The sequence below is a fragment of the Streptomyces sp. WM6372 genome (assembly GCF_001279655.1).
GTDB lineage: Bacteria > Actinomycetota > Actinomycetes > Streptomycetales > Streptomycetaceae > Streptomyces.
Map to the genome: position 1 here is coordinate 1 of NZ_LGDB01000216.1, position 19,953 is coordinate 19,953.

At 69.6% G+C, this 19,953-nt stretch carries 22 protein-coding genes; 10 read left to right on the top strand and 12 right to left on the bottom strand.

Annotated elements, in window-relative coordinates; genetic code table 11:
• Positions 1 to 93 precede the first annotated feature (93 nt).
• The 3 genes from ADK52_RS30170 to ADK52_RS30180 all read left to right on the top strand — a co-directional run bounded on the left by ADK52_RS30170 (position 94) and on the right by ADK52_RS30180 (position 4,403).
• Positions 94 to 1,713, top strand: a complete 1,620-nt coding sequence (locus tag ADK52_RS30170) for an ABC-F family ATP-binding cassette domain-containing protein (protein ID WP_053693027.1) — start codon at positions 94 to 96, stop codon at positions 1,711 to 1,713.
• Positions 1,714 to 1,902: 189 nt separating this feature from the next.
• Positions 1,903 to 2,883 (top strand): hypothetical protein, encoded by a 981-nt coding sequence (locus tag ADK52_RS30175; protein WP_053693028.1) that lies wholly within the window; start codon positions 1,903 to 1,905, stop codon positions 2,881 to 2,883.
• Between the two features lie 311 nt (positions 2,884 to 3,194).
• Positions 3,195 to 4,403, top strand: coding sequence for a hypothetical protein (locus ADK52_RS30180; RefSeq protein ID WP_234344314.1), 1,209 nt, complete (start codon positions 3,195 to 3,197; stop codon positions 4,401 to 4,403).
• On the opposite strand, the gene ADK52_RS30185 is transcribed toward ADK52_RS30180, so the two are convergent.
• From ADK52_RS30185 to ADK52_RS30200, 4 genes are all read right to left on the bottom strand, one after another.
• Complete coding sequence (locus ADK52_RS30185) at positions 4,387 to 6,270, bottom strand: asparagine synthase-related protein (RefSeq protein ID WP_234344315.1); 1,884 nt, start codon at positions 6,268 to 6,270, stop codon at positions 4,387 to 4,389. The two genes, ADK52_RS30180 and ADK52_RS30185, sit on opposite strands and share 17 nt — an antisense overlap.
• Complete coding sequence (locus ADK52_RS40660; RefSeq protein ID WP_078988710.1) at positions 6,209 to 6,835, bottom strand: lasso peptide biosynthesis B2 protein; 627 nt, start codon at positions 6,833 to 6,835, stop codon at positions 6,209 to 6,211. The genes ADK52_RS30185 and ADK52_RS40660 overlap by 62 nt, the downstream gene beginning before the upstream one ends.
• Before the next feature lie 598 nt (positions 6,836 to 7,433).
• Complete coding sequence (locus tag ADK52_RS42600) at positions 7,434 to 8,237, bottom strand: helix-turn-helix domain-containing protein (RefSeq protein WP_159046060.1); 804 nt, start codon at positions 8,235 to 8,237, stop codon at positions 7,434 to 7,436.
• Between the two features lie 322 nt (positions 8,238 to 8,559).
• Entirely contained in the window at positions 8,560 to 8,985 is a 426-nt protein-coding gene (locus ADK52_RS30200; RefSeq protein WP_234344316.1) for an ATP-binding protein, read from the bottom strand.
• A gap of 137 nt (positions 8,986 to 9,122) precedes the next feature.
• On the opposite strand from ADK52_RS30200, the gene ADK52_RS30205 reads away from it, so the two are divergent.
• Together ADK52_RS30205 and ADK52_RS30210 are read left to right on the top strand one after the other, a co-directional pair.
• Positions 9,123 to 9,983: a helix-turn-helix domain-containing protein gene (locus ADK52_RS30205; protein ID WP_053693031.1), complete on the top strand. Its 861-nt coding sequence runs from the start codon at positions 9,123 to 9,125 to the stop codon at positions 9,981 to 9,983.
• Complete coding sequence (locus ADK52_RS30210; RefSeq protein WP_053693032.1) at positions 9,980 to 10,228, top strand: DUF397 domain-containing protein; 249 nt, start codon at positions 9,980 to 9,982, stop codon at positions 10,226 to 10,228. Before ADK52_RS30205 ends, ADK52_RS30210 begins: the two co-directional genes overlap by 4 nt.
• A 10-nt stretch (positions 10,229 to 10,238) precedes the next feature.
• Here the strand turns inward: ADK52_RS30210 and ADK52_RS30215 are convergent, their stop codons facing one another.
• Entirely contained in the window at positions 10,239 to 10,868 is a 630-nt protein-coding gene (locus tag ADK52_RS30215; protein ID WP_159046061.1) for a hypothetical protein, read from the bottom strand.
• A gap of 199 nt (positions 10,869 to 11,067) precedes the next feature.
• On the opposite strand from ADK52_RS30215, the gene ADK52_RS30220 reads away from it, so the two are divergent.
• Genes ADK52_RS30220 through ADK52_RS30230 form a run of 3 tightly spaced genes read left to right on the top strand, consistent with a single transcriptional unit; the run spans position 11,068 to position 13,216 of the window.
• Positions 11,068 to 11,511 (top strand): hypothetical protein, encoded by a 444-nt coding sequence (locus ADK52_RS30220; RefSeq protein ID WP_234344317.1) that lies wholly within the window; start codon positions 11,068 to 11,070, stop codon positions 11,509 to 11,511.
• Entirely contained in the window at positions 11,508 to 12,899 is a 1,392-nt protein-coding gene (locus ADK52_RS30225) for a hypothetical protein (RefSeq protein ID WP_053693034.1), read from the top strand. Before ADK52_RS30220 ends, ADK52_RS30225 begins: the two co-directional genes overlap by 4 nt.
• Positions 12,896 to 13,216: a hypothetical protein gene (locus tag ADK52_RS30230; protein ID WP_053693035.1), complete on the top strand. Its 321-nt coding sequence runs from the start codon at positions 12,896 to 12,898 to the stop codon at positions 13,214 to 13,216. Before ADK52_RS30225 ends, ADK52_RS30230 begins: the two co-directional genes overlap by 4 nt.
• Before the next feature lie 55 nt (positions 13,217 to 13,271).
• Here the strand turns inward: ADK52_RS30230 and ADK52_RS30235 are convergent, their stop codons facing one another.
• The 5 genes from ADK52_RS30235 to ADK52_RS30255 all read right to left on the bottom strand — a co-directional run bounded on the left by ADK52_RS30235 (position 13,272) and on the right by ADK52_RS30255 (position 17,614).
• Positions 13,272 to 14,579 (bottom strand): dicarboxylate/amino acid:cation symporter, encoded by a 1,308-nt coding sequence (locus ADK52_RS30235; RefSeq protein ID WP_182508582.1) that lies wholly within the window; start codon positions 14,577 to 14,579, stop codon positions 13,272 to 13,274.
• 339 nt (positions 14,580 to 14,918) lie between these two features.
• Positions 14,919 to 15,185 (bottom strand): DUF4229 domain-containing protein, encoded by a 267-nt coding sequence (locus ADK52_RS30240; protein ID WP_053693077.1) that lies wholly within the window; start codon positions 15,183 to 15,185, stop codon positions 14,919 to 14,921.
• A 135-nt stretch (positions 15,186 to 15,320) separates the two neighbouring features.
• Positions 15,321 to 15,842, bottom strand: coding sequence for a GNAT family N-acetyltransferase (locus ADK52_RS30245; protein ID WP_053693037.1), 522 nt, complete (start codon positions 15,840 to 15,842; stop codon positions 15,321 to 15,323).
• Between the two features lie 96 nt (positions 15,843 to 15,938).
• The gene (mqnE, locus tag ADK52_RS30250) at positions 15,939 to 17,102 is read right to left on the bottom strand and encodes an aminofutalosine synthase MqnE (protein ID WP_030864588.1); all 1,164 of its coding nucleotides are present in this window, start codon (positions 17,100 to 17,102) and stop codon (positions 15,939 to 15,941) included.
• A 56-nt stretch (positions 17,103 to 17,158) separates the two neighbouring features.
• Positions 17,159 to 17,614, bottom strand: coding sequence for an Lrp/AsnC family transcriptional regulator (locus ADK52_RS30255; RefSeq protein WP_030161227.1), 456 nt, complete (start codon positions 17,612 to 17,614; stop codon positions 17,159 to 17,161).
• Positions 17,615 to 17,752: 138 nt separating this feature from the next.
• Here ADK52_RS30255 and ADK52_RS43125 point away from each other — a divergent pair, with 138 nt between their 5' ends.
• A complete protein-coding gene (locus tag ADK52_RS43125) occupies positions 17,753 to 17,893 on the top strand; it encodes a hypothetical protein (protein ID WP_182508901.1) in 141 nt (46 codons plus the stop codon).
• 20 nt (positions 17,894 to 17,913) lie between these two features.
• Here ADK52_RS43125 and ADK52_RS30260 read toward each other — a convergent pair whose 3' ends face one another.
• Positions 17,914 to 18,600, bottom strand: a complete 687-nt coding sequence (locus ADK52_RS30260; protein ID WP_053693038.1) for a UbiX family flavin prenyltransferase — start codon at positions 18,598 to 18,600, stop codon at positions 17,914 to 17,916.
• 102 nt (positions 18,601 to 18,702) lie between these two features.
• Between ADK52_RS30260 and ADK52_RS30265 the strand changes: the two genes are divergently transcribed.
• Positions 18,703 to 19,287, top strand: a complete 585-nt coding sequence (locus tag ADK52_RS30265; protein WP_053693039.1) for a rhomboid family intramembrane serine protease — start codon at positions 18,703 to 18,705, stop codon at positions 19,285 to 19,287.
• A 3-nt stretch (positions 19,288 to 19,290) separates the two neighbouring features.
• Here ADK52_RS30265 and ADK52_RS30270 read toward each other — a convergent pair whose 3' ends face one another.
• Positions 19,291 to 19,878 (bottom strand): Uma2 family endonuclease, encoded by a 588-nt coding sequence (locus ADK52_RS30270; protein WP_078988712.1) that lies wholly within the window; start codon positions 19,876 to 19,878, stop codon positions 19,291 to 19,293.
• Between the last annotated feature and the right edge of the window lie 75 nt (positions 19,879 to 19,953).

Consider the following 19,953-nt stretch of genomic DNA (forward strand, 5'->3'; position numbering starts at 1 on the left):
CGAGCACCTCGCCCGCACCCCCCGTACCCCCTTCCCTCCCCCACGCCGAAAACGCGTTGTGCCGCCGTCGTACGGCAGGCAAGGATCCGGACCATGGGACATCTGGAAGCCTCGCACCTGGAGTACTACCTGCCCGATGGGCGCGTGCTGCTCGGCGATGCCTCGTTCAGAGTGGGCGAGGGTTCGGTGGCGGCCCTCGTCGGCGCCAACGGCGCGGGCAAGACGACGCTGCTGCGGCTGATCTCCGGCGAGCTCCGGCCGCACGGCGGAACCGTCACCTCCAGCGGCGGCGTCGGCGTCATGCACCAGTTCGTCGGCTCGGTGCGGGACGACCGCACGGTCCGTGACCTGCTGGTGTCGGTGTCGCAGCCGCGGATCCGGGAGGCGGCGGCAGCGGTGGACGCGGCCGAGCACCTGATCATGACGGTGGACGACGAGGCCGCGCAGATGGCGTACGCGCAGGCGTTGAGCGACTGGGCCGAGGCCCGCGGGTACGAGGCCGAGACCGTCTGGGACATGTGCACGACGGCAGCCCTCGGCCTGCCGTACGACCGCGCCCGCTTCCGCGAGGTGCGGACGCTGTCCGGCGGCGAGCAGAAGCGGCTCGTACTGGAGGCGCTGCTGCGCGGACCGGACGAGGTCCTCCTGCTGGACGAGCCGGACAACTACCTCGACGTCCCCGGCAAGCGGTGGCTGGAGGAGCGGCTGCGGGAGACCCGCAAGACGGTCCTGTTCATCTCCCACGACCGGGAGCTGCTGGCGCGGGCCGCGCAGCGGATCGTCGCCGTGGAGCCCGGCCCGGCCGGATCCGACGTGTGGGTGCACGGCGGCGGCTTCGGGACCTTCCCCGAGGCCCGGGAGGAGCGGTTCGCGCGCTTCGACGAACTGCGCCGGCGCTGGGACGAGAAGCGCGCGCAGCTGAAGCGGCTCGTGCAGGACATGCAGCAGTACGCGGCGCGCAGTGACGAGATGGCCTCGCGGTACCAGGCGGCCAAGACCCGGCTGCGCAAGTTCGAGGAGATCGGCCCGCCCCCGGAGCCGCCGCGCAAGCAGGACATCACGATGCGCCTGCAAGGGGGCCGGACGGGCGTACGGGCCGTGGTCTGCGAGGACCTGGAGCTGACGGGCCTGATGAAGCCGTTCTCCCTGGAGGTCTTCTACGGGGAGCGGGTGGCCGTGCTCGGCTCGAACGGCTCGGGCAAGTCCCACTTCCTGCGGCTGCTGGCCGGTGAGCCCGTCGCGCACACCGGGAGCCGGAAGCTGGGCGCGCGCGTGGTGCCGGGGCACTTCGCGCAGACGCACGCGCACCCCGAACTCACGGGGCGCACCCTGGTCGACATCCTCTGGACGGAGCACGCCAAGGACCGGGGCGGGGCGATGTCGGCACTGCGCCGCTACGAGCTGGACCGCCAGGGGGACCAGCCCTTCGACAAGCTGTCGGGCGGCCAGCAGGCACGTTTCCAGATCCTGCTGCTGGAGCTGTCCGGCACCACCGCGCTGCTCCTCGACGAGCCGACGGACAACCTCGACCTGGAGTCCGCGGAAGCGCTGCAGGAGGGGCTGGAGGCGTACGAGGGCACGGTGCTGGCGGTGACGCACGACCGCTGGTTCGCGCGCTCCTTCGACCGCTACCTGGTCTTCGGCGCGGACGGGGTCGTCAGGGAGACCGCCGAGCCGGTATGGGACGAACGCCGGGTCCAGCGCGCCCGCTGACCGCCCCCACGGTGGCCGGCGCGCGCCCCCGGCGCCGCGCCGGCCACCGGCCCCAGTGCCAACCGGCCCCACGGCGTGGCCCGTGCAGGCGATCCTCCGGCCGTGACTGCCGCCACTTCGCACCGTCGCGGCATCACCTCTTCCTTGTGCCGCGTTCCCCGGCACCCAGCGCCGCCCAAGGAGAGACCCATGTTCCGACTCTCACGCCTGGCCACCACCGCCACGGTCGTCGCCGCCGCCTTCACCCTGCTCGTCCCCGCCGCCGCATCGGCCGGAGAGCCGGCCCTGTCCGATGTGCGCACCGTCGCGCACTTCGGCTTCGACGCCGGGGAGACGCCGGAGAACATCGCCCTCGAACCCGACGGCTCCGCGAACCTGACCCTGGCCTTCGCCCGGCAGGTCGTCCGCGTCGACCAGCACGGGTCCCCCCGGCTCCTCGCGGTCCTTCCGGCAGTCCCGGACCCGCTCACCCCGCTGCTCGGCGGGGCCGTGGTGATGGGGATCGTGCGCGCCAAGGACGGCACCCTGTACGTCAACTACGCCACCGGAACGAGCGAGACCGGCGTCTGGCGCATCGGACCCCGCGGCGGCGCTCCCGTCCAGATCGCGCAGCTTCCCGCGGACTCGCTCCCCAACGGCCTCGCCCTCGACGAGAAGCTCGGCGTGTTCTACGTGGCCGACTCGGCACGCGGACTCGTCTGGCGCGTCCCGCTGAAGGGCGGCCCGGCCACGATCTGGGCCGCGGGTGCCGCGCTCCAGCCGCTCCCCGCGACCAATGGCTTCCGGGCCGGCGCCAACGGCATCAAGATCCACAACGGCGCCGTCTGGGTGTCCAACACCCACCGCCAGACCCTGCTGCGCATCCCGGTACGCCGGGACGGCGGCGCGGGCTCGATCGAGACCCGGGCGACCGGACTCGCCGGGATCGACGACTTCGCCTTCACGGGACAGGACGACACGGCCCTCGCCGCGCTGATCACGGCGGACGAAGTCGCCCTCGTCCGCCCGAACGGCACCCACGCCGTCGTCCTCACCTCCCCGGACGGCCTGTCCGGCCCGACCGCCGTGGCCCTGCACGACAAGACCGTCTACGTGACGAACGCCTCCTACTTCGCCGTCCCGTCGAACCCCAACCTCCTCCTGGCCCACCTCGACAACGGCAACGACTAGCACCGGCCCCTGGGGGCCACCCGGCGCGGACCCTTGCGGTTGGGCCGTCCAGAGGCATCCGGATGGTGATCCCACGGATCGGCACGGACGATGGTGCTCAAGCCCTCGGCGCAGCGCCGGACCGCCCGGAACGGTGCGGGAAGGCGACACCGTGCCGGTCGCGGTCGTCATCGGCACATCCGGAGCACAACGCACCGCTTGCAGTCTCAGGAGGTGATCACGTGAGCCCGCCACCCAAGTCCGGACTCTGCTCGTACCTGCGGGCGGGACGGGCACCGGCGAAAACCCAACGGTCACGGACGACCCCGGTATTGATCCTGCTGGTCCTCCTCCTGACGGCGGGCTACCTGGGCCGGTTCGGCGTCGAAGACCTCAACGAGGCCCTGACCTTCATGGGGCGCGTCACCGGCGCCGGCCTCATCGCGGCCTCGATCACCGCACTGTTGGGCGGCGCCGCAGTCATGGACTACTGGTTCCGGGGCAGCTTCCCCCACTCCGGAATCGTCGCGCTGGCCGGCACGGTCGCGGCAGCCTTGACCAATCTCATGGTCCTGCTTGAGGTGGCGAACGGCGACTCTCGGTACTACATGACGGCGTCGATCCTGCTCACTGCGGGTTCCGCATGGGCCGTCTTCGCCGTGGGGCGGATGTCGGTCGAGATCCCCGCTCCGAAGCGGCTGGCCGTGGCGGTCCTCGCCTCCACTGCATTCGCGATCGCCAATTTTGGCTACCAAAACCTCTATCAGCCGTACCAGCACGGGGCCAGGCCCATCATCAAGCTGGCCATGGGGAATCCTGAATTGAGCATGGACCGGAAATCATTCGCCATTCCGGTCGACATCACGCTCGACAACCACAGCGATGTGGGGTTCTACGTCATGGGCGCCGAGTTCCACGCCATGGGGCAAAAGGTAACGGTGAGCGGGCACGACCGGCTCCGGCAGCAATGGCGGGACGATGCCAAGCGGTGGAGTAAATCCCAGGAGAAAAGCCCGCTCTCCCGCAGGGAGATCCACCAGGCCGGCCAATTGGTGGCGGCGCAGCCATGGATGGTCCAGGGAAACTGGATCGAGGCAAGCGACTCGTTCGTCACTCGAACGGTGGTACAGCTGCCCATCGACACGCCGTACGATCAAGTGTCCTTCTACGCCACCGCGAGCTTCGCACGCAAGGACCGACTCGGCCTGGATTCGGTCCGATTCGACAGGGACTCCTGGAGCGGCGGAAAAGTGCCCCACTGGATGAAGGCACAGGAGAATTTCGACTCCCTCATCTACACCGGCAGGGTGCACGAAAACAATTCGATCAACGCACATACGATGGACGCACGTTTCGTCGCCGTCTATTGGAAGTTCGGCACGCAGGGCGCAGCCGTGTTCTCATCCATCACGCGAAAAGGCGAGGAAGATCGCACGCCGTCCGACGCGGAGAACCGCGCGGTGAGCAACCGGTACGGCCTCGTCGATGTCGTGACGGGCCCCATCCAGCGATCGTTGTGGGACATCAAGAGCCGTCGGTGACCGCCGTTGCCGCACCGAGCGCGCGGGATCGCGGGTCCAATCGCTCCAGCCACGCCACAAGGGCGAGGGAGCTGTTCATCCGATCCCAGGATTCCGCGTTCCCCACGCCGAGCCGTGCCTCCCTCACTGCCCGGCACAGCACCTCGATGTCGAACATCTCCGCGACCAGCGGATGCCTCGCGGAGCGGCAGAGGTCGATGAGTTCGTCGCCGTGTGCCCGCAAGCCGCGGGCGTAGAGCTGGTCGAAGGGGATCTTGACCGCTCGGCCGCGGATCCGGGAGGGGAGCAGATCTGCCATGGCCTCGCGCAGAACCGCCTTCGGACGGCCCGGATGGAACGTGGCTTCCGCACGGAAGCGGCGCATCGTGGTGATGACCTCGCGGTCGAGAAAGGGGTGCGAGAGGAAGAATCCGTCCTGCCGTGCTCGCTGCCAGGACAGCGGGTCGGGAGCGGCGAGGTAATTGGCCGCCTCGAAGAGCGACTCTTCCGGCCTGCGTCCGAACACGAAGCGGCTCTCCGCGATGCTCGCCTCACGGTAGCCGTGGGCCCGCGCGAATCCGTATCGCAGCCAGCGGGGGCGGGCGAAGCTGCCGAGGCCGCCCAGCACGGTCCCGCGGCGGTCGAGCGACGCAGTGATCCGTTCGGCTGCCAGTGGGAGGGCCGGCCGCACGACGTAGTCGTAGACGACGTCACGCACGCCGCGTTCGGTGCCCGCGGCCCAGGCACGTGCCTGCTTCGTCATCTGCCGGAGCTGTCCCGTGCGGGCCAGTCTGTGCAGGTGGAGGGGGTTGGCGTCCGCGATCGGATCGGCCCCGCAACCGGTCATGAGGATGTCGCAGCCGAGTTCCGCCGCATTGCCGTGGAGCCTGCTCCAGAACGGGGCGCGGAAGGCGTGCGCATGGGGCTCGTCCGCGTCTCCCGCGTGGTGTTCGAAGTCGTCGAAGTCAGCCACGTCGCCGACGTCCAGAATCACCGGGCGGGCTGCCGGTGCATGACGGCAGATCTCCTTCATCGCCTCTTCGAGGTACGGCTGCTCCCCGGCCAGCTCTCCTCTGTCGAAGCGCCCGGCGAGCAGGACCAGGTCCCCGGGGTGGCCCAGTCCCGCGCCCAGCTGACGGGCTGCGAGCAACGCGACGCTGGTGGAGTCGATGCCGCCGGAGACGTGGCATGCCGTCATCCGGCCCACTCGGCGCCCGACGGCGTCCTCCAGTGCGAGGCGCAGGTCCTTCGCGGCCCCGCTGAGACCGAGCCCGTCTGTCGTCGATCCCCCCGGGGCGTCGGCCCCACGGGCGCGTCTGCGCACCCGACCACGCATCTGCCCGGTGATCGAAAGCTCCACCACCTCGCCGCCGAGGATCCGGTGCACACCGGAGAACGGGGTGAGTTCCGAGTGCGGTTGCGCCATGTTCCCCGTCAGGAACCGGCAGAAGTAGCTGCGTTCCAGCGCTTCGACGTCGCCCAGACAGCGCGCCGACGTACTCACCGCGCTGACGCGCCCGCCGGACTCCCTGAAGAACAGGGGAATGCGCGCATGGTCGTCGCGCATCAGCACGATGCGGTCGCGGCACACCAGGACAGCCGCGTAGTCGCCGATGGGCAGACGTGCTGTGGCTCCCGGTCGGCCGACGTCGTCCAGGAGCCCGCGCGCGCCCGCCTCGCGGTCACGGAGCGAGCCGACCCAACCGACGACCACTGCGGTGCCGGCCCGTGAGGAGACCGTCGTCACGAGTCCCTGCCGCGCCATGGCCTCGGCCGCCCGGAGCCTCGGTGCACCCTCTGCCCAGTCAAGGCGGAGCGCTTGCACGTCACTGCCCTGCGCAACTGATCGAGAGAACCGGCACGAACGCGTGGCCCCGCGGATCGGCATCAGGGATGCACACGCCGCCCGAAGAGCTCCAGGCATGCAAGGCGAACGGGTGCTCGCGCACACCGACGTGGAGCACGGCGTTCAAGCCGCATCGCCGCAGAAGGACGAAGGCCGTCACGGCCTCGGCCTTGCAGTCGTCGTTCACGAACCAGCTTCTGTGACTGTGTGATCGCACGGCCCGTTTCAGCCGCGCCACCTCGTCCGCCGAAGGCGGGTCTGCACGTGAGTACACCGGGGCCGCCACGGACAGGAGCCGAAGGACGCGCCCGAATCCCATGGTCCGGATCGACAGGTGCACTCCGCGCAGCCAGAGCCCGACCTCGACGTCCGAGTACGCCTTCCGGTGATCCGTCGCACACCCGGCGCGGATGAGATCGGCGACGAGTTCGGCACGTTCCTCGGAGCTTCCCTCGACGAATTTCTGAACGTCCGTCGTCGTCATGCCGAGAAAACGGGTCCGCCGCCTCCAGTCGGCGATCAGGGCACCGCTGGACGTCCTGGTGACACGGCAATGCGGTGACAGAACCCGCGTAATGGCCACCAGAGTGTCGGTCTCTTCTGCCACCGCACATGCTCCAAACTCGGCCTGCCGCACGGACTCTGCGACAGGCCGAGTTCGACACGGTGAGCTGTATCAGGACATATATCCATGGCCGTCGTAGAGCCCCCCGCTGAAGCCTCGAATCGAACGGCCGTTGCCGAGAAGAACAAACCGATGCGGCATACGGCGCCGCAGCCGTCGGACGAACATCGCCTACCTCCAGAATCGGGCAGCGTCGATCAAGTCCAGGCTACTCTGCGTCGAATGCCCCGCAACCGGACCGCGCACACTCCGAAGCGGCTCCCGCGGCTTTCTGACCAGCAGGATTCACCTTGGCGCGGACAGGTTGATCACGACATCACCCGGTCCCCGGGCCGGGCGGGGGACGACCGTGAAAGGGTCGCACCCGTGTACACGAAAGTGACCGCGGGGAGGCATTTCTCCTCGACGACGGTCCCGAGGCCGTCGCAGTGAGGAAGCGCGCTCGGTACACCGGGCACCACCTTTCGGTGTCGATCAGTGGGGACGCCGGTCAGCCGACCACGCCCCGGTGCCGCACCCGCGGCGACATCCCGCCGGAGCGGCCGGACGGCGCAGCACATCCACCCCGACAGGGCCCGGCTCAGGCGGCGGCGCGCACTTCGGGCGGTGTCGGGCAGTCGCGGCAGCGGCCGGGGTGCGGGGAGCGGAAGGCGCGTTCGCAGCCGTCGCAGGTCTGGAAGGGGTCCGGGCGTCTGATCGGCCTCGCCGCCGGGGCCGCCGGGGCCGCCGGCAGGTGAGGCGGGAGCAGCGCCTTGAGGCGGTACGCGAGGACGGAGGCGGGGCTGCGCAGGGGCTCCGGGAGGCTGGTGGTCAGGGCCAGGATGACCGCCTCGGGGTCCGCGCCCCGGTCCAGCCAGGCCGAGACGGCGGGTGCGAGGCGCCGTACGTCGCGCTCGGCCAGCAGGAGCCGGGGGTCGTAGCGGCGGAGGCCGGCCAGCAGATCGGCCGCGCCGGGGTGCACGGGGTACGGCGCCGGCCCGGGTTCGGGGTCGGCGACCCACTGCGGCCCGGGCCCGGGCTCCGGCTCGGGCCCCGGGTCCGGGTCCGGGTCGGGCTCCGGATCGGGCGCCGGGTCCGGGTCCGGGTCGGGCTCCCGGTCCGGCGGCGGAGGCGGAGGCTCGTCCGGGCCGGTCGGCGGCTTGTTGTACGAGTACGTCCGGGTCACCACCCGCCCGTTCTCCAGCCGCTCGCGGCGGCGTTCCAGGTAGCCGTGGCGTTCCAGCTCCCTGAGGGCGGAGCTGAGGCGCATCTCGCCCTCCGGGAAGCGGCCCATGAGCGCCCTGATGCCGACCGGTGCGCCTTCGGGGAGCGACTGGATGTACGCCGCCACCCCGATCGCCGTCGCCGACAGCTCGCGGTGCTGGAGGAGGTGGTTGCCGATCACGGTGTAGTGACTGGCATGCCACGTGTTGACGTGGATGACACCGGATCGGGGGGTCCCGGCGGGAACTCGGGACGAGGCGCACGAGGGCGCGCTAGGGTGCTGAAAAGCCATGGGGAAGCAGCCACTTCCTAAGTGGTCAGGCCCTCGACCGGGATGCCAGTCCCGCCGGGGGCCGTCTCATGTCTGCGGTTGTCGGGGCGAGCATATGCCCGCCAACCGGTCCGAAATCCAGCCGAGTTGGCACAGTTCACCCGTCCGAGCGACGGGGGCCGGTGGGGTGGGTTTGGTGGGTTCTTTCCCCCGGTTCTTTGGTCTTTTGCGTCTAAGCACGCCGGATCGCGGAGCCCCGGGACACGGGGGTGAGCGACACCTCCGCCCACACCACCTTGCACGGGACCGGCCCTTCCCGTACGCCCCAACGGTCCGCGAGCGCTTCGACCAGCACGAGCCCCCGCCCCGCGTCGTGGATCTGCGGGATCCGGTCGCCCCGGGCGTCCGTCACCTCGATGAGGAGGGTGTCCGGCGTGATGGTGAGGGCGAGTTTGAAGTCCCGTCCGGGAACCCGGCCGTGGGTCACGGCGTTGGTCGCGAGCTCCGCGATGATCTGCGCGGGGACCTCCAGGGGGAGCCCCCAGGCGCGGAGTTGTTCGGCGGCCAGCACGCGGCCGAGTCGAGCTCCGCGCGGGGTCGCGGACAGCTGGACGTGAAAGTCGACGAGTTGAGGAATCACGTCACTCAGCGTGGCCACGCATGCGTACCGTGGGAAGCAACACCGCCTGTACGTCCCGCGTTTGTCCGGTGCTTGTCCAGCGCTGTCGCGGCTGTCCGGACCGACCTGACGGGTACGGGGCGCTGAGGACATCGGCTCGTCGGAGGTGGGCGCGCATGAGCGTGGACAACAGTGACGGTACGGAAGAGCCCGGCTGGGACGTGGACCCGGAGGACGAACAGGGCGTGGCGGTGGTCGCCGCGCTGGGCCGCCAGCTCAAGACCTGGCGCGAGTCGGCCGGCATGCGGGCGGCCGAGTTCGGAGCGGCCATCCAGTACGGGGAGGACCAGGTCCGCAAGGTGGAGGCGGGGAAGCGGATCCCCCGCGCAGAGTATTTGGACCGGGCGGATGAGGTACTGAACGCCGGCGGCAAGATCAAGGCGATGAAGGTCGACCTTGAGCAGGTCCGCTACCCGAAGCGCATCCGCGACTTGAAGCAGAGGGAGGCCAAGGCCGTCGAGATCGGCGCCTACAACAACCACAACATCCATGGCCTGTTGCAGACCGAGGAATACGCACGGGCGCTCTTTCGAACGCTGCGCCCCGCCTATACATCGGACGAGATGGAGCGGATGGTGTCCGCCCGCATGGCACGGCAGTCCATCTTCCAGCGGTCTCCCGGTCCGGCACTCAGCATTGTCCAGGAAGAGGTCACGCTCCGCCGTCCGATCGGAGGCACAATGGTGTTGCGCCGACAGCTCGAACACCTCTTGGAGGTAGTCCAGTTGCCGAACATCGAGTTCCAGGTGATGCCGACCAGCCGCGAGGATCACGCCGGGATGCTGGGGCTGATCCAGTTCCTGAAGTTCGGCGACGGAACGGCGGTGGGCCGAGCGGACGGGGTGTTCTACGGGCGCCCGGTCTCCGATCCCAAGCAACTCCAGCTCCTTGAGCTGCGCTATGGCATCATCCGAGCTCAGGCGCTTACGCCCCGAGAATCGCGGGCCTTCATCGAGGAACTGCTGGGAGAAACATGATCCACGACGCCGAGTTGGACTGGTTCAAGAGCAGCTACAGCGACAGCGGCGACATCAACGACTGCGTCGAGGTCGCCTGGCACAAGAGCAGCTACAGCGACAGCAGCGACGGAAACGACTGCGTCGAGGTGGCCACCACTGCGGGCGCCGTCCTCGTCCGGGACTCCAAGGACATCGAGCGGCCCCACCTGACGGTCGGGCCGGGCGCGTGGGCCGGGTTCGTGGCCCACGCTTCCGGCAGCTGACTTCGACAGTTCAGGCGCGGGTGCAGACGTGCACCGATTCGCTGTGCCCGCCCTCGCTGTGGACGATCCGCACGACGTTGTTCTTGTAGGTCACCTTCAGCACCTGGCCGTCGCTGGTGTCCTTGTGGCCCGGGGGCTGCCAGGGGAAGGTCAGCGAGACGTCCTCCCCGACCTCCTTGGGGACGGTCAGGGCTTGGCCGCCCGTCAGCCGGCTCACGCCCTTGGGGGCCTCGTACACGTCGAGGACCAGGTGGCCGCCGCGCAGCAGCCAGCCTCCGTGCCACGTGACGGGGGCGGGGCCGCTGGTCCAGGTGATGGTCCAGCCGGAGTTGCCGCCGCCGTCCGCGTTCACGGTGGCCTTCCCCTTCACGGTCTCGCCGTTCGGGGTGGTCGACTCCAGGTTCCAGTCGCCCTTGATGAACGCGTCGAAGGCCCGGGCGATCGGCCCCGACGAGGCCGGCGCGGGAGCCGGGGACGACGAAGCCGCGCCGCCGGAGGCCGCCGGAGTGCCGGGCAGGGGGTCCTTGCCCTTGCCTCCGCACGCCGCGACCAGTGAGGCGCCGACCCCGATCGCCAGGTAGCGCAGCGCGTTGCGCCGCCCGATCATCTGCGCCGCCGCGCGTATCTCTCGTACCGTCACCACCCCACGGTATAAGGCCAGTTGATCAACGAGCGACCGACTGTCGGGCGGCGACCCGAGAGCCCTGGAACCGTACACTCCCCTTCCGCGTCTCCAGTTTCAGGCCAACACCGGCCGAACGACCGGAAATCCCCGTATTAGCATGGACATGACCAGTCGATTCTGGCCATTGTCCGGTTATCAACTCACCAGGGGACACATGTCGTTCGACGCGGAATGGGCCCAGCACAAGGCCGCCGCACTCGCGCAGCCGTCACCCGCCATGCGCCTCAACCACGTGCCCGCGGACGCGAGCACGGCGGGGAGCCCGGCCGGGAGCCTCGTCGCCGGGGCGCAGTCCATCAACGGCAACGCCAACCTGCTGATCGAGATCGCCGCGCTCCTCCACGAGGGCCGGCCCGACGGCGACGCGAGCACCATGGCCCGCGCGCCCCGGGCCCACGCGGACGTCTCGGCGGAGGCGCTGCGCTTCGCCCGCTTCGCCGACGACCAGTTCAAGGACACGATCAACCTGTTCGCCGCCCTGGCCACCAAGCTCAAGACCACCGGCACCAGCTTCGCGCAGGTGGACGACGGGACCGCCCGCAACTTCCTCAACGGCATCCTCGACGGCGGCCAGTACGTGAAGCCGGAGTCGAAGTGAGCCTGAGCCACCGCAAGGACGTCCAGTTCCTGGAGGAGTGCAATCCGGCGCTGGTGGAGCGCAACGCCGCCGAGTTCAAGCGGCTGCGCGATCTGCTGGTGCAGGTCGAGGATCCCGCCCGGCGCGCCGAGACCGGTACGCAGTGGCAGAGCGACGGCAGCCACACGTACACCTCCCGCCTCTCGGAGGCCCGCCAGCTCGTCCTCCACATGGCCGAGGGGTACGACAAGGCGGCCAGCGCCCTGCACGCCTACTCCTTGGCCCTGACCACCGCCAAGTCGCACTACGCGAACGGCAAGCGCACCGAGCGCAAGCTCGCGGCGCTCATCGCGACGAAGGGCACCGCGATCACGCGCACCGCGCAGGAGGCGGAGCCGATGTGCCAGTGGGAGGACATGCGGGCGACGACCGGCGTCATGGACTTCTTCGCCGAGATCACCATGGACGTGGACGACATCCGCGACGAGGCGAACCGGCTGCACGACGACGCGGGCGGCAGTTTCCACCTGGCCAAGACGGCCGAGCAGGAGGCGCGGAGCGTGTGCGTGCACGCGCTGAAGCAGGCGTACGAACTGCTGCCCGAGTTCAAGGTCAAGGGCGGCGGGGGCGGGGTCGACGTGTACGCGGCGATGGCCGACATCCGGCGCGAGGCGGCGGAAGCCCGTACGAACCCCCTGACGCACCTGCCGGGCAGCGGTCCGAAGAAGGACATGACCGGGCCGGTGGGGAGCGAGCCGGTCTCGCCCGAGCTGCGGGACATCCGGATGCGGGTGGCGGGCCTGCCGGAGGCGGACGACAACTACTGGGACCCGCCGCAGTCGGACGAGGGCCGGGCGGAGTGGATCCGCAACAACAAGGAGATCCTGCGGGCAGCGGCGCAGCGGGCGGGCCTGCCGGAGGAGATGGTCGCCGGTATCGCCTGGAAGGAGGTCGGCGGCCAGCCGGGCATCTTCGACGACGGCGTGGACTTCTTCCGCCAGGCCGCCGACGCCCCGTGGGGCCTGAGCCCCGTCACGGCCGAGAACCTGCCGGACCGGGCGGGCGGCAAGCCGGACGAGACCTCCTTCGGGCCGATCGCGGTGCAGCTGCGGCGCGGGGCGGAGGTGCTGGGCTACGACCCGGAGAACCTCACGGACCAGCAGCGCAACGTGGTGAAGTCCGCGCTCCAGGACCCGAAGCAGAACGCCTTCATCGCGGCGGGGTTCCTGGCGCAGATCAAGGAGGAGACCGGGTACGCCAACGTCCCGGCGGACCAGCTGACCGAGGCGCAGATGCAGGAGATCGCCGCCCGGTACAACGGCGGCCCGTACTGGGAGTCGAAGAAGGCCCAGGACTACGGCGATGATTTCCGGAACAACCTCGGCAACGTGAAGAAGGCGATGCGATGACGTACGGGCGCGAGAGCATCGACCTGCCCGAGGACCGGGGCTGCCTCCAGTGGGTCCTGGGCGTCCCGCTGGCCCTCATCTACCTGCCCGCGGCGTACATCTGCTTCCTCCTGCTGGCCGCGGACCCGGTCGCACCCGCAGATCAGCACACGCGTGACGACCTGTACGCGATGGGCGCCGTGGCGCTGTGCATCTGCTTCGCCGGGCTGCTGCTCTCGCTCCTCCCGGTCTACCGGCGGACCATGAACCGCTGGTGGTACGCCGTACCGCTCGTCCTCGGCGCGATCGCCTACTTCGGCGGGGTGTCCCCGGGCTGAACGCACCGCAGCCCCCGCCCGGACGGGGGCGGGGGCTGCGGGAGGGCCGGGCCGGTCAGGCGGCCACGGCGACCGGGGTGCGCTCGTCCAGCGGGGAGGACGAGGCCGTTTCGTAGGCCTTCTTGTCCAGGATTCCCTCGCGCGCCGCGACCACGACCGGGACCAGGGCCTGGCCGGCGACGTTGGTGGCGGTGCGCATCATGTCCAGGATCGGGTCGATCGCCATCAGCAGGCCGACGCCCTCCAGGGGCAGGCCCAGGGTGGAGAGGGTCAGGGTCAGCATGACGGTGGCGCCGGTCAGGCCGGCCGTGGCGGCCGAGCCGACCACCGAGACGAAGGCGATCAGCAGGTAGTCGGTGATCGTCAGCTGGACGTCGAAGATCTGCGCGATGAAGATCGCGGCGAGCGCCGGGTAGATCGCGGCGCAGCCGTCCATCTTCGTCGTCGCGCCGAACGGGACGGCGAAGGAGGCGTACTCCTTCGGGACGCCGAGGCGCTCGGTGACCTTCTGGGTGACCGGCATGGTGCCGACCGAGGAGCGGGAGACGAAGGCCAGCTGGATCGCGGGCCAGGCGCCCTTGAAGAACTGGATCGGGTTGACCTTGGCGACCGTCGCCAGCAGCAGCGGGTAGACGCCGAACATGACCAGCGCCGAGCCGACGTAGACGTCCGCGGTGAAGGTCGCGTACTTGCCGATGAGCTCCCAGCCGTACGAGGCGATCGCGGTGCCGATCAGGCCGACGGTGCCGATCGGGGCGAGGCGGATGACCCACCACAGGGCCTTCTGGAGGAGTTCCAGGACGGACTCCGCGACGGTGAGGATCGGCTGGGCCTTGTCGCCGAGCTGGAGCGCGGCGATACCGGCGACGGCGGCCATGAAGACGATCTGGAGCACGTTCAGCTCGGTGAACGGCGTGATGACGTCCGTCGGCACGATGCCGGTGAGGAAGTCGAGCCAGGAGCCGGTGCGCTTGGGCAGCTTGCCGTCCTGCGGGGTGAGGCCGGTGCCGGCGCCCGGGTTGGTCAGCAGGCCGATCGCGAGGCCGATGCCGACGGCGATCAGCGAGGTGATCATGAACCAGAGCAGCGTGCGCGAGGCGAGGCGGGCGGCGTTGTTCACCTTCCGCAGGTTGGTGATCGACACCAGGATCGCGAAGAAGACGAGCGGGGCCACGGCCAGCTTCAGCAGCTGGACGAAGATGTCGCCGACCTGCTCAAGGGTCTTGGCGAGCCAGCTGACGTCCTGGCTGCGGGCGAGCCAGCCGAACAGGACACCGAGCACGAGGCCGGTGACGATCTGGGCCCAGAACGGGAACTTGAAAGAGGCCTTGGCGGGGGCCTGAGGGGTCGCGGACACGGACACACTCCGGGGGTGATGCGCAAAGAAGGGGGGAAGAGGAAGAACGGCGTGGGCTCAGCGACAGCCACAACAGGCCGCGGACACGCGGCGGCAGAGGTCGACGTGCAGGCGCGCCACGAGCGGGACGCTCGCGGTCATTTCGTGCGCAACTGTGGTCAACATGTTTAACACGCTAACACTTTCCCTTTGAGGATCTCAAAGGTGCACTTTGAGTCAGGGAGCCCCCGCGAAACGCCGAACCGCCCCGGCGCGCAGGGCAGATCCCGGCGCGGGGGCGGTTCGGTGTGGTTCGGGGTGTGACGCAGTCAACACGGGCGCGGGAACTTCCGCGCGGGCGTGACCTTACGCGCGGGCGGCGTCGTCGGCCGCGTCCTCCTGGGAGCGGTTCGCGGCGAGCTTCTCCTTGGCGTCCGCGACGCGTCCGGAGATCTGCGCGGACATCTCGTCGCGCTGCTTGCGCAGCAGCACGAAGGAGAGCGGCGCGGAGATCACGAGGGCGAGCAGCACGACCCAGGCGGGGTTGGCGTCACCGAGGCCGGCGGGCACCCAGCCCACGTTGACCAGGACGGCGACCAGGACGAGGCATCCGACGAAGATGCCCAGCCGCATCGCGGTGTAGCGGATCGTCGCGCTCGGCTTGAGGGACACGGTGACCCCTTCTCTCTCGTCGGTACTCGGCGGCGTGCCCGTCCAGTGAAGCACGGCGCAGGTACGGACAAACCCGCCGGGGGTCACCCGCCGGGGTCAGTGCAGGGGCAGGAGCATCGTGATGTCGTCGCGGTCGTCGCCCGGGGCCACCCGGATCGCGCCCGGGACGCGGCCGACCTCCTTGTAGCCGCAAGCGGCGTAGAAGTGCTCCAGACCCAGGCCGCCGCGGCAGGACAGGCGGATGGCCTCCACGCCCTCGATCGCGCGGGCGCGGTCGGCGGACTCGGCCATCAGCCGGCGGCCGTAGCCCCGGCCCTGACGGTCCGGATGGACCATCACCGTGTAGAGCCAGATCCAGTGGCCCATCAGGGCGTGCCGGTTGATCCCGAGGAAGGCGACGGCGGCCAGCCCGCCCTCGTCGTGGCCCACCAGGAGCCGCATCTGACCGTCGGCGACCATGCCGATCTGCTTGATCAGCTGGGGGCGGATGTCGTCCCGGACGACCGGCGGGACGAAACCCACGGCTCCGCCGGCGTTGGAGGCGTCCGTCCACAGGTCGAGGAGGGCCTCGTGCAGGGCCGGGTCGATCTGCGGGTCCAGAGTGAACGTAAGGGCCATTGCGCCAGAGTATCTATTACCGGCGGGGGCGGTCCAGCAAAAAGACGCCCTGGTCCGGCATGCGGACCAGGGCGCTCAGGGAGCTACGACGGTGCGTCAGACGCGCATCGCCTGCGGGGTCTCGCGCAGGTCCGCGTCCGGGCCGGGGTACTCGCGGATGATCTCGTAGCGCGTGTTGCGCTCGACCGGGCGGAAGCCGGCCTCGCGGATCAGCTCCAGCAGATCGTCACGGCCGAGCTTGTTCGGCGTGCCGTAGTTGTCCGCGTCGTGCGTGATCTTGTACTCGACGACCGAGCCGTCCATGTCGTCCGCGCCGTGCTGGAGCGCCAGCTGGGCGGTCTGCACACCGTGCATGACCCAGAAGACCTTCACGTGCGGCACGTTGTCGAAGAGCAGCCGCGAGACCGCGAAGGTCTTCAGCGCCTCCGCGCCGGTCGCCATCGTCGTACGGGCCTGGAGCTTGTTGCGGACCTTGCCGTCCTGCATGTCCACGAAGTCGTGCTGGTAGCGCAGCGGGATGAAGACCTGGAAGCCGCCGGTCTCGTCCTGGAGCTCGCGCAGCCGCAGCACGTGGTCCACGCGGTGGCGCGGCTCCTCGATGTGCCCGTAGAGCATCGTCGACGGGGTCTTGAGGCCCTTGGAGTGCGCCAGACGGTGGATGCGCGACCAGTCCTCCCAGTGGGTCTTGTGGTCGACGATGTGCTGGCGGACCTCCCAGTCGAAGATCTCCGCGCCGCCGCCGGTGAGCGACTCCAGACCGGCCTCGATCAGCTCGTCGAGGATGTCGGAGGCCGACATCCCGGAGATCGTCTCGAAGTGGTGGATCTCGGTCGCCGTGAACGCCTTCAGCGAGACGTTCGGCAGCGCCTCCTTCAGCGCGGAGAGCGAGCGCGGGTAGTACCGCCACGGCAGGCTCGGGTGCAGGCCGTTGACGATGTGCAGCTCGGTGAGGTTGTCGTTCTCCATGGCCTTGGCCAGGCGTACGGCTTCCTCGATGCGCATCGTGTACGCGTCCTTCTCGCCCGGCTTGCGCTGGAACGAGCAGTAGGCGCACGAGGCGGTGCACACGTTCGTCATGTTGAGGTGGCGGTTGACGTTGAAGTGGACGACGTCGCCGTTCTTGCGCGTACGCACCTCGTGCGCGAGGCCGCCCAGCCAGGCCAGGTCGTCGGACTCGTAGAGGGCGATGCCGTCCTCACGGGTCAGCCGCTCGCCGGAGCGAACCTTGTCCTCCAGCTCACGCTTGAGCCCAGCGTCCATTCCGGTCGTCTCCTCTACGGGTCCTGTCCTGCCTGCAACCGCCACCCACCGTACTCTTAGCCCTCTTCGGGCAGGTCCCCGACCCGGTTCTCCCACTTCGTGGAGAGCACGATGGTGGTACGGGTGCGCGAGACGCCCTTGGTGCTGGAGAGCTTGCGGATGATCCGCTCCAGCCCGTCCACGTCGCCCGCGCGGACCTTGAGCATGTACGAGTCGTCGCCGGCGATGAACCAGCAGTCCTCGATCTCCGCCAGGTCGCGCAGGCGGCGGGCCACGTCCTCGTGGTCCGCGGCGTCGGAGAGGGAGATGCCGATGAGCGCCGTGACGCCGAGGCCGAGCGAGGCCGCGTTGACGGTCGCGCGGTAGCCGGTGATCACGCCGGCCGATTCGAGCCGGTTGATCCGGTCGGTGACGCTGGGGCCGGAGAGGCCGACGAGCCGGCCCAGCTCCGCGTACGAGGCACGTCCGTTCTCACGAAGTGCCTGGATGAGCTGCCTATCCACCGCGTCCATATACCTGGAGCCTTCCATTATTCGGCGATCCCGCAAGTTTACGTATAGAATCAAAGGCGCACAGGGTCAACACCCTGTGAATCTTTCAACAGATCGGCGATGATCTCGCTGATCTGACGACATCAGGAGTGGTTCACCGTGTACACGATCGAGATGGCCTACGCGCACATGCGACAGCTCCAGGAGCTGGCCAACCGATCCCGCACCCACCAGCCCGCCGCCGCGCGCAACGTCGACCGGACCCGCAAGCCGGGCGTCGTCCGCGCCAAGAAGCGCTAGTCGCCGCGCCAGTTCCCGCGCTAGCCACCGTTTTCCTCCCGGGGGCGGGACGCTCCACCGAGCTTCCCCTCCCACCGGCGGTACAGCCGGTGCGGCACCCCTGCCGCATCCAGCACCCGCCCCGCGACGAAATCCACCAGGTCCTGGATGTGCGTCGCACCCGCGTAGAACGCCGGAGAGGCGGGCAGCACCACTGCGCCCGCCTCGTCCAGCGCCACCAGATGCTTGAGCGTCTGCCCGTTCAGCGGGGTCTCCCGCACCGCGACCACCAGTCGCCGCCGCTCCTTGAGCGTCACGCTCGCGACGCGCTGGAGCAGGTCCTTCGACAGCCCGAGCGCCACACCCGCCACACAGGCCGTGGACGCCGGCACGATCAGCATCCCCTTCACGGGGTACGAGCCCGAGCTCGGCCCGGCGGCCAGGTCGCCGGCGCCCCAGTAGCGGACATCGTCCAGTTCCGGCCGTGGATGCGTCGCGGGCTTGCCGTCCGCTCCCCGCTCCAGCCAGGTGGCGAGATCGTCCCGCCAGTGCGCGTCTCGGAACGCGATCCCGGTCTCGTCGAGCAGGGTCAGCCGCGAGGCGCGGCTGACCACGAGGTCCACGCTCTCCCCCGCCGCCAGCAGTCCCCGGATCACCGCCGCCGCGTACGGCGTCCCGGACGCCCCGGAAACCCCGACCACCCACGGGGTGCGCTTGCCGTCAGTCATAGCTCCGAGACTATCCGGCCACCGGCGGACGACGCTGAGTAAGGTGGCCCGAGCGTCGATGGGTGGGGGTTTCAGGACATGGCCGAGGCAAGCGGGGCGGGCATGCGTCTCGATGAATGGAGCCGGACGGATCGGGCCGGAGCCGCGGGGAAGCTGATGCTGGGCTGGGTGGCCCTGCTGTGGCTGATCGAGGTGGTGGACCTGGTCACCGGGCACGCGCTGGACGCGTACGGGATCGCTCCGCGGTCGGTGGACGGCCTGAGCGGGATCCCGCTCGCCCCGTTCCTCCACTTCGGCTTCGACCACGTGGCGTCCAACAGCGTCCCGCTGCTGGTCCTCGGCTTCGTCGCCGCGCTGAGCGGGATACGGCGGTTCCTCGCGCTCTGCGCGGTGGTCGTGGCGGTGGACGGACTCGGCGTCTGGCTGGTCGCCGGGGCGGACACCGTGACGGCCGGCGCCTCGGGCCTGGTCTTCGGCCTCTTCGGCTACCTGCTGGTCCGCGGCTTCGTCGAACGCCGCCCGCTGGGCGTGCTGGTCGCCGTCGCGATCGCCGCGTACTGGGGCACCGCGATCCTGACCGGCATCCTGCCGACGAACACGACGGTCAGCTGGCAGGGCCACCTCTTCGGCCTGCTGACGGGCGTCGCCTCGGCGTTCCTCTTCCCCCGCCGCCCCCTGCGCGAGTAGGCCCTACGGGGCGCTCGCGCCCGGGTCCACGGGCAGTTCGGCGGTACCGATCAGCAGCTTGCCGATGTCGGTCAGGACGGTGACCGTTCCGCCGTAGGGAAAGGTGTCCCGGCCCCGGTAGCCGTCGGGTCCCGGGTTCCAGAGCTTCACGCACTCGGCCCGATACGGGTCAAAGATCACGTAGTGGGGGATGCCGGCGCGCGCGTAGGCCCGGTCCTTCACCTCGTAGTCGTTGCGGACGCTGCTCGGGGACACCACCTCGACGGCGAGCTCGATCAGGTCCGGCGCGTAGGCGGTGAGGTTCTTGCGCCATTCCGCCTTCGGGATCACCGCGAGGTCCGGACAGAACTCGTTGTCGCCGTCCATGGGCACAGCCACATCGCTGATGAAGGCCCAGTCCTCAGAGAGTTGGGGCTTCAGGTCATCCCGGACCCCCCAAATCGTCTCGTTGTGGTACGGCCTGACCGGACTCATCACGATGGCGCCCTCGACGATCTCCATCCGGTACCCGGGGAACATGTCCTCGAACCGGCTGAGCTGTGAGTGCAGGCGGTCGCTCTCCGAAACGGTCACGTTGGCCTCCCTGTCCATGCACTCGATGGTAGGCCGCACGCTACTCACGGCGCCGGACTGCGGACCACGAGTTCCGGCGGCGGCCACACCATC

What these genes read in the sequence shown, in the direction of transcription:
- ADK52_RS30170 (WP_053693027.1), top strand. Translation starts at nt 94, where the DNA reads ATGGGACATCTGGAAGCCTCGCACCTGGAGTACTACCTGCCCGATGGG.
- ADK52_RS30175 (WP_053693028.1), top strand. Translation starts at nt 1,903, where the DNA reads ATGTTCCGACTCTCACGCCTGGCCACCACCGCCACGGTCGTCGCCGCC.
- ADK52_RS30185 (WP_234344315.1), bottom strand. Translation starts at nt 6,270, where the DNA reads ATGCCGATCCGCGGGGCCACGCGTTCGTGCCGGTTCTCTCGATCAGTT.
- ADK52_RS30205 (WP_053693031.1), top strand. Translation starts at nt 9,123, where the DNA reads ATGAGCGTGGACAACAGTGACGGTACGGAAGAGCCCGGCTGGGACGTG.
- ADK52_RS30210 (WP_053693032.1), top strand. Translation starts at nt 9,980, where the DNA reads ATGATCCACGACGCCGAGTTGGACTGGTTCAAGAGCAGCTACAGCGAC.
- ADK52_RS30220 (WP_234344317.1), top strand. Translation starts at nt 11,068, where the DNA reads ATGTCGTTCGACGCGGAATGGGCCCAGCACAAGGCCGCCGCACTCGCG.
- ADK52_RS30230 (WP_053693035.1), top strand. Translation starts at nt 12,896, where the DNA reads ATGACGTACGGGCGCGAGAGCATCGACCTGCCCGAGGACCGGGGCTGC.
- ADK52_RS30240 (WP_053693077.1), bottom strand. Translation starts at nt 15,185, where the DNA reads ATGCGGCTGGGCATCTTCGTCGGATGCCTCGTCCTGGTCGCCGTCCTG.
- ADK52_RS30245 (WP_053693037.1), bottom strand. Translation starts at nt 15,842, where the DNA reads ATGGCCCTTACGTTCACTCTGGACCCGCAGATCGACCCGGCCCTGCAC.
- mqnE (WP_030864588.1), bottom strand. Translation starts at nt 17,102, where the DNA reads ATGGACGCTGGGCTCAAGCGTGAGCTGGAGGACAAGGTTCGCTCCGGC.
- ADK52_RS30255 (WP_030161227.1), bottom strand. Translation starts at nt 17,614, where the DNA reads ATGGACGCGGTGGATAGGCAGCTCATCCAGGCACTTCGTGAGAACGGA.
- ADK52_RS30260 (WP_053693038.1), bottom strand. Translation starts at nt 18,600, where the DNA reads ATGACTGACGGCAAGCGCACCCCGTGGGTGGTCGGGGTTTCCGGGGCG.
- ADK52_RS30265 (WP_053693039.1), top strand. Translation starts at nt 18,703, where the DNA reads ATGCGTCTCGATGAATGGAGCCGGACGGATCGGGCCGGAGCCGCGGGG.
- ADK52_RS30270 (WP_078988712.1), bottom strand. Translation starts at nt 19,878, where the DNA reads ATGGACAGGGAGGCCAACGTGACCGTTTCGGAGAGCGACCGCCTGCAC.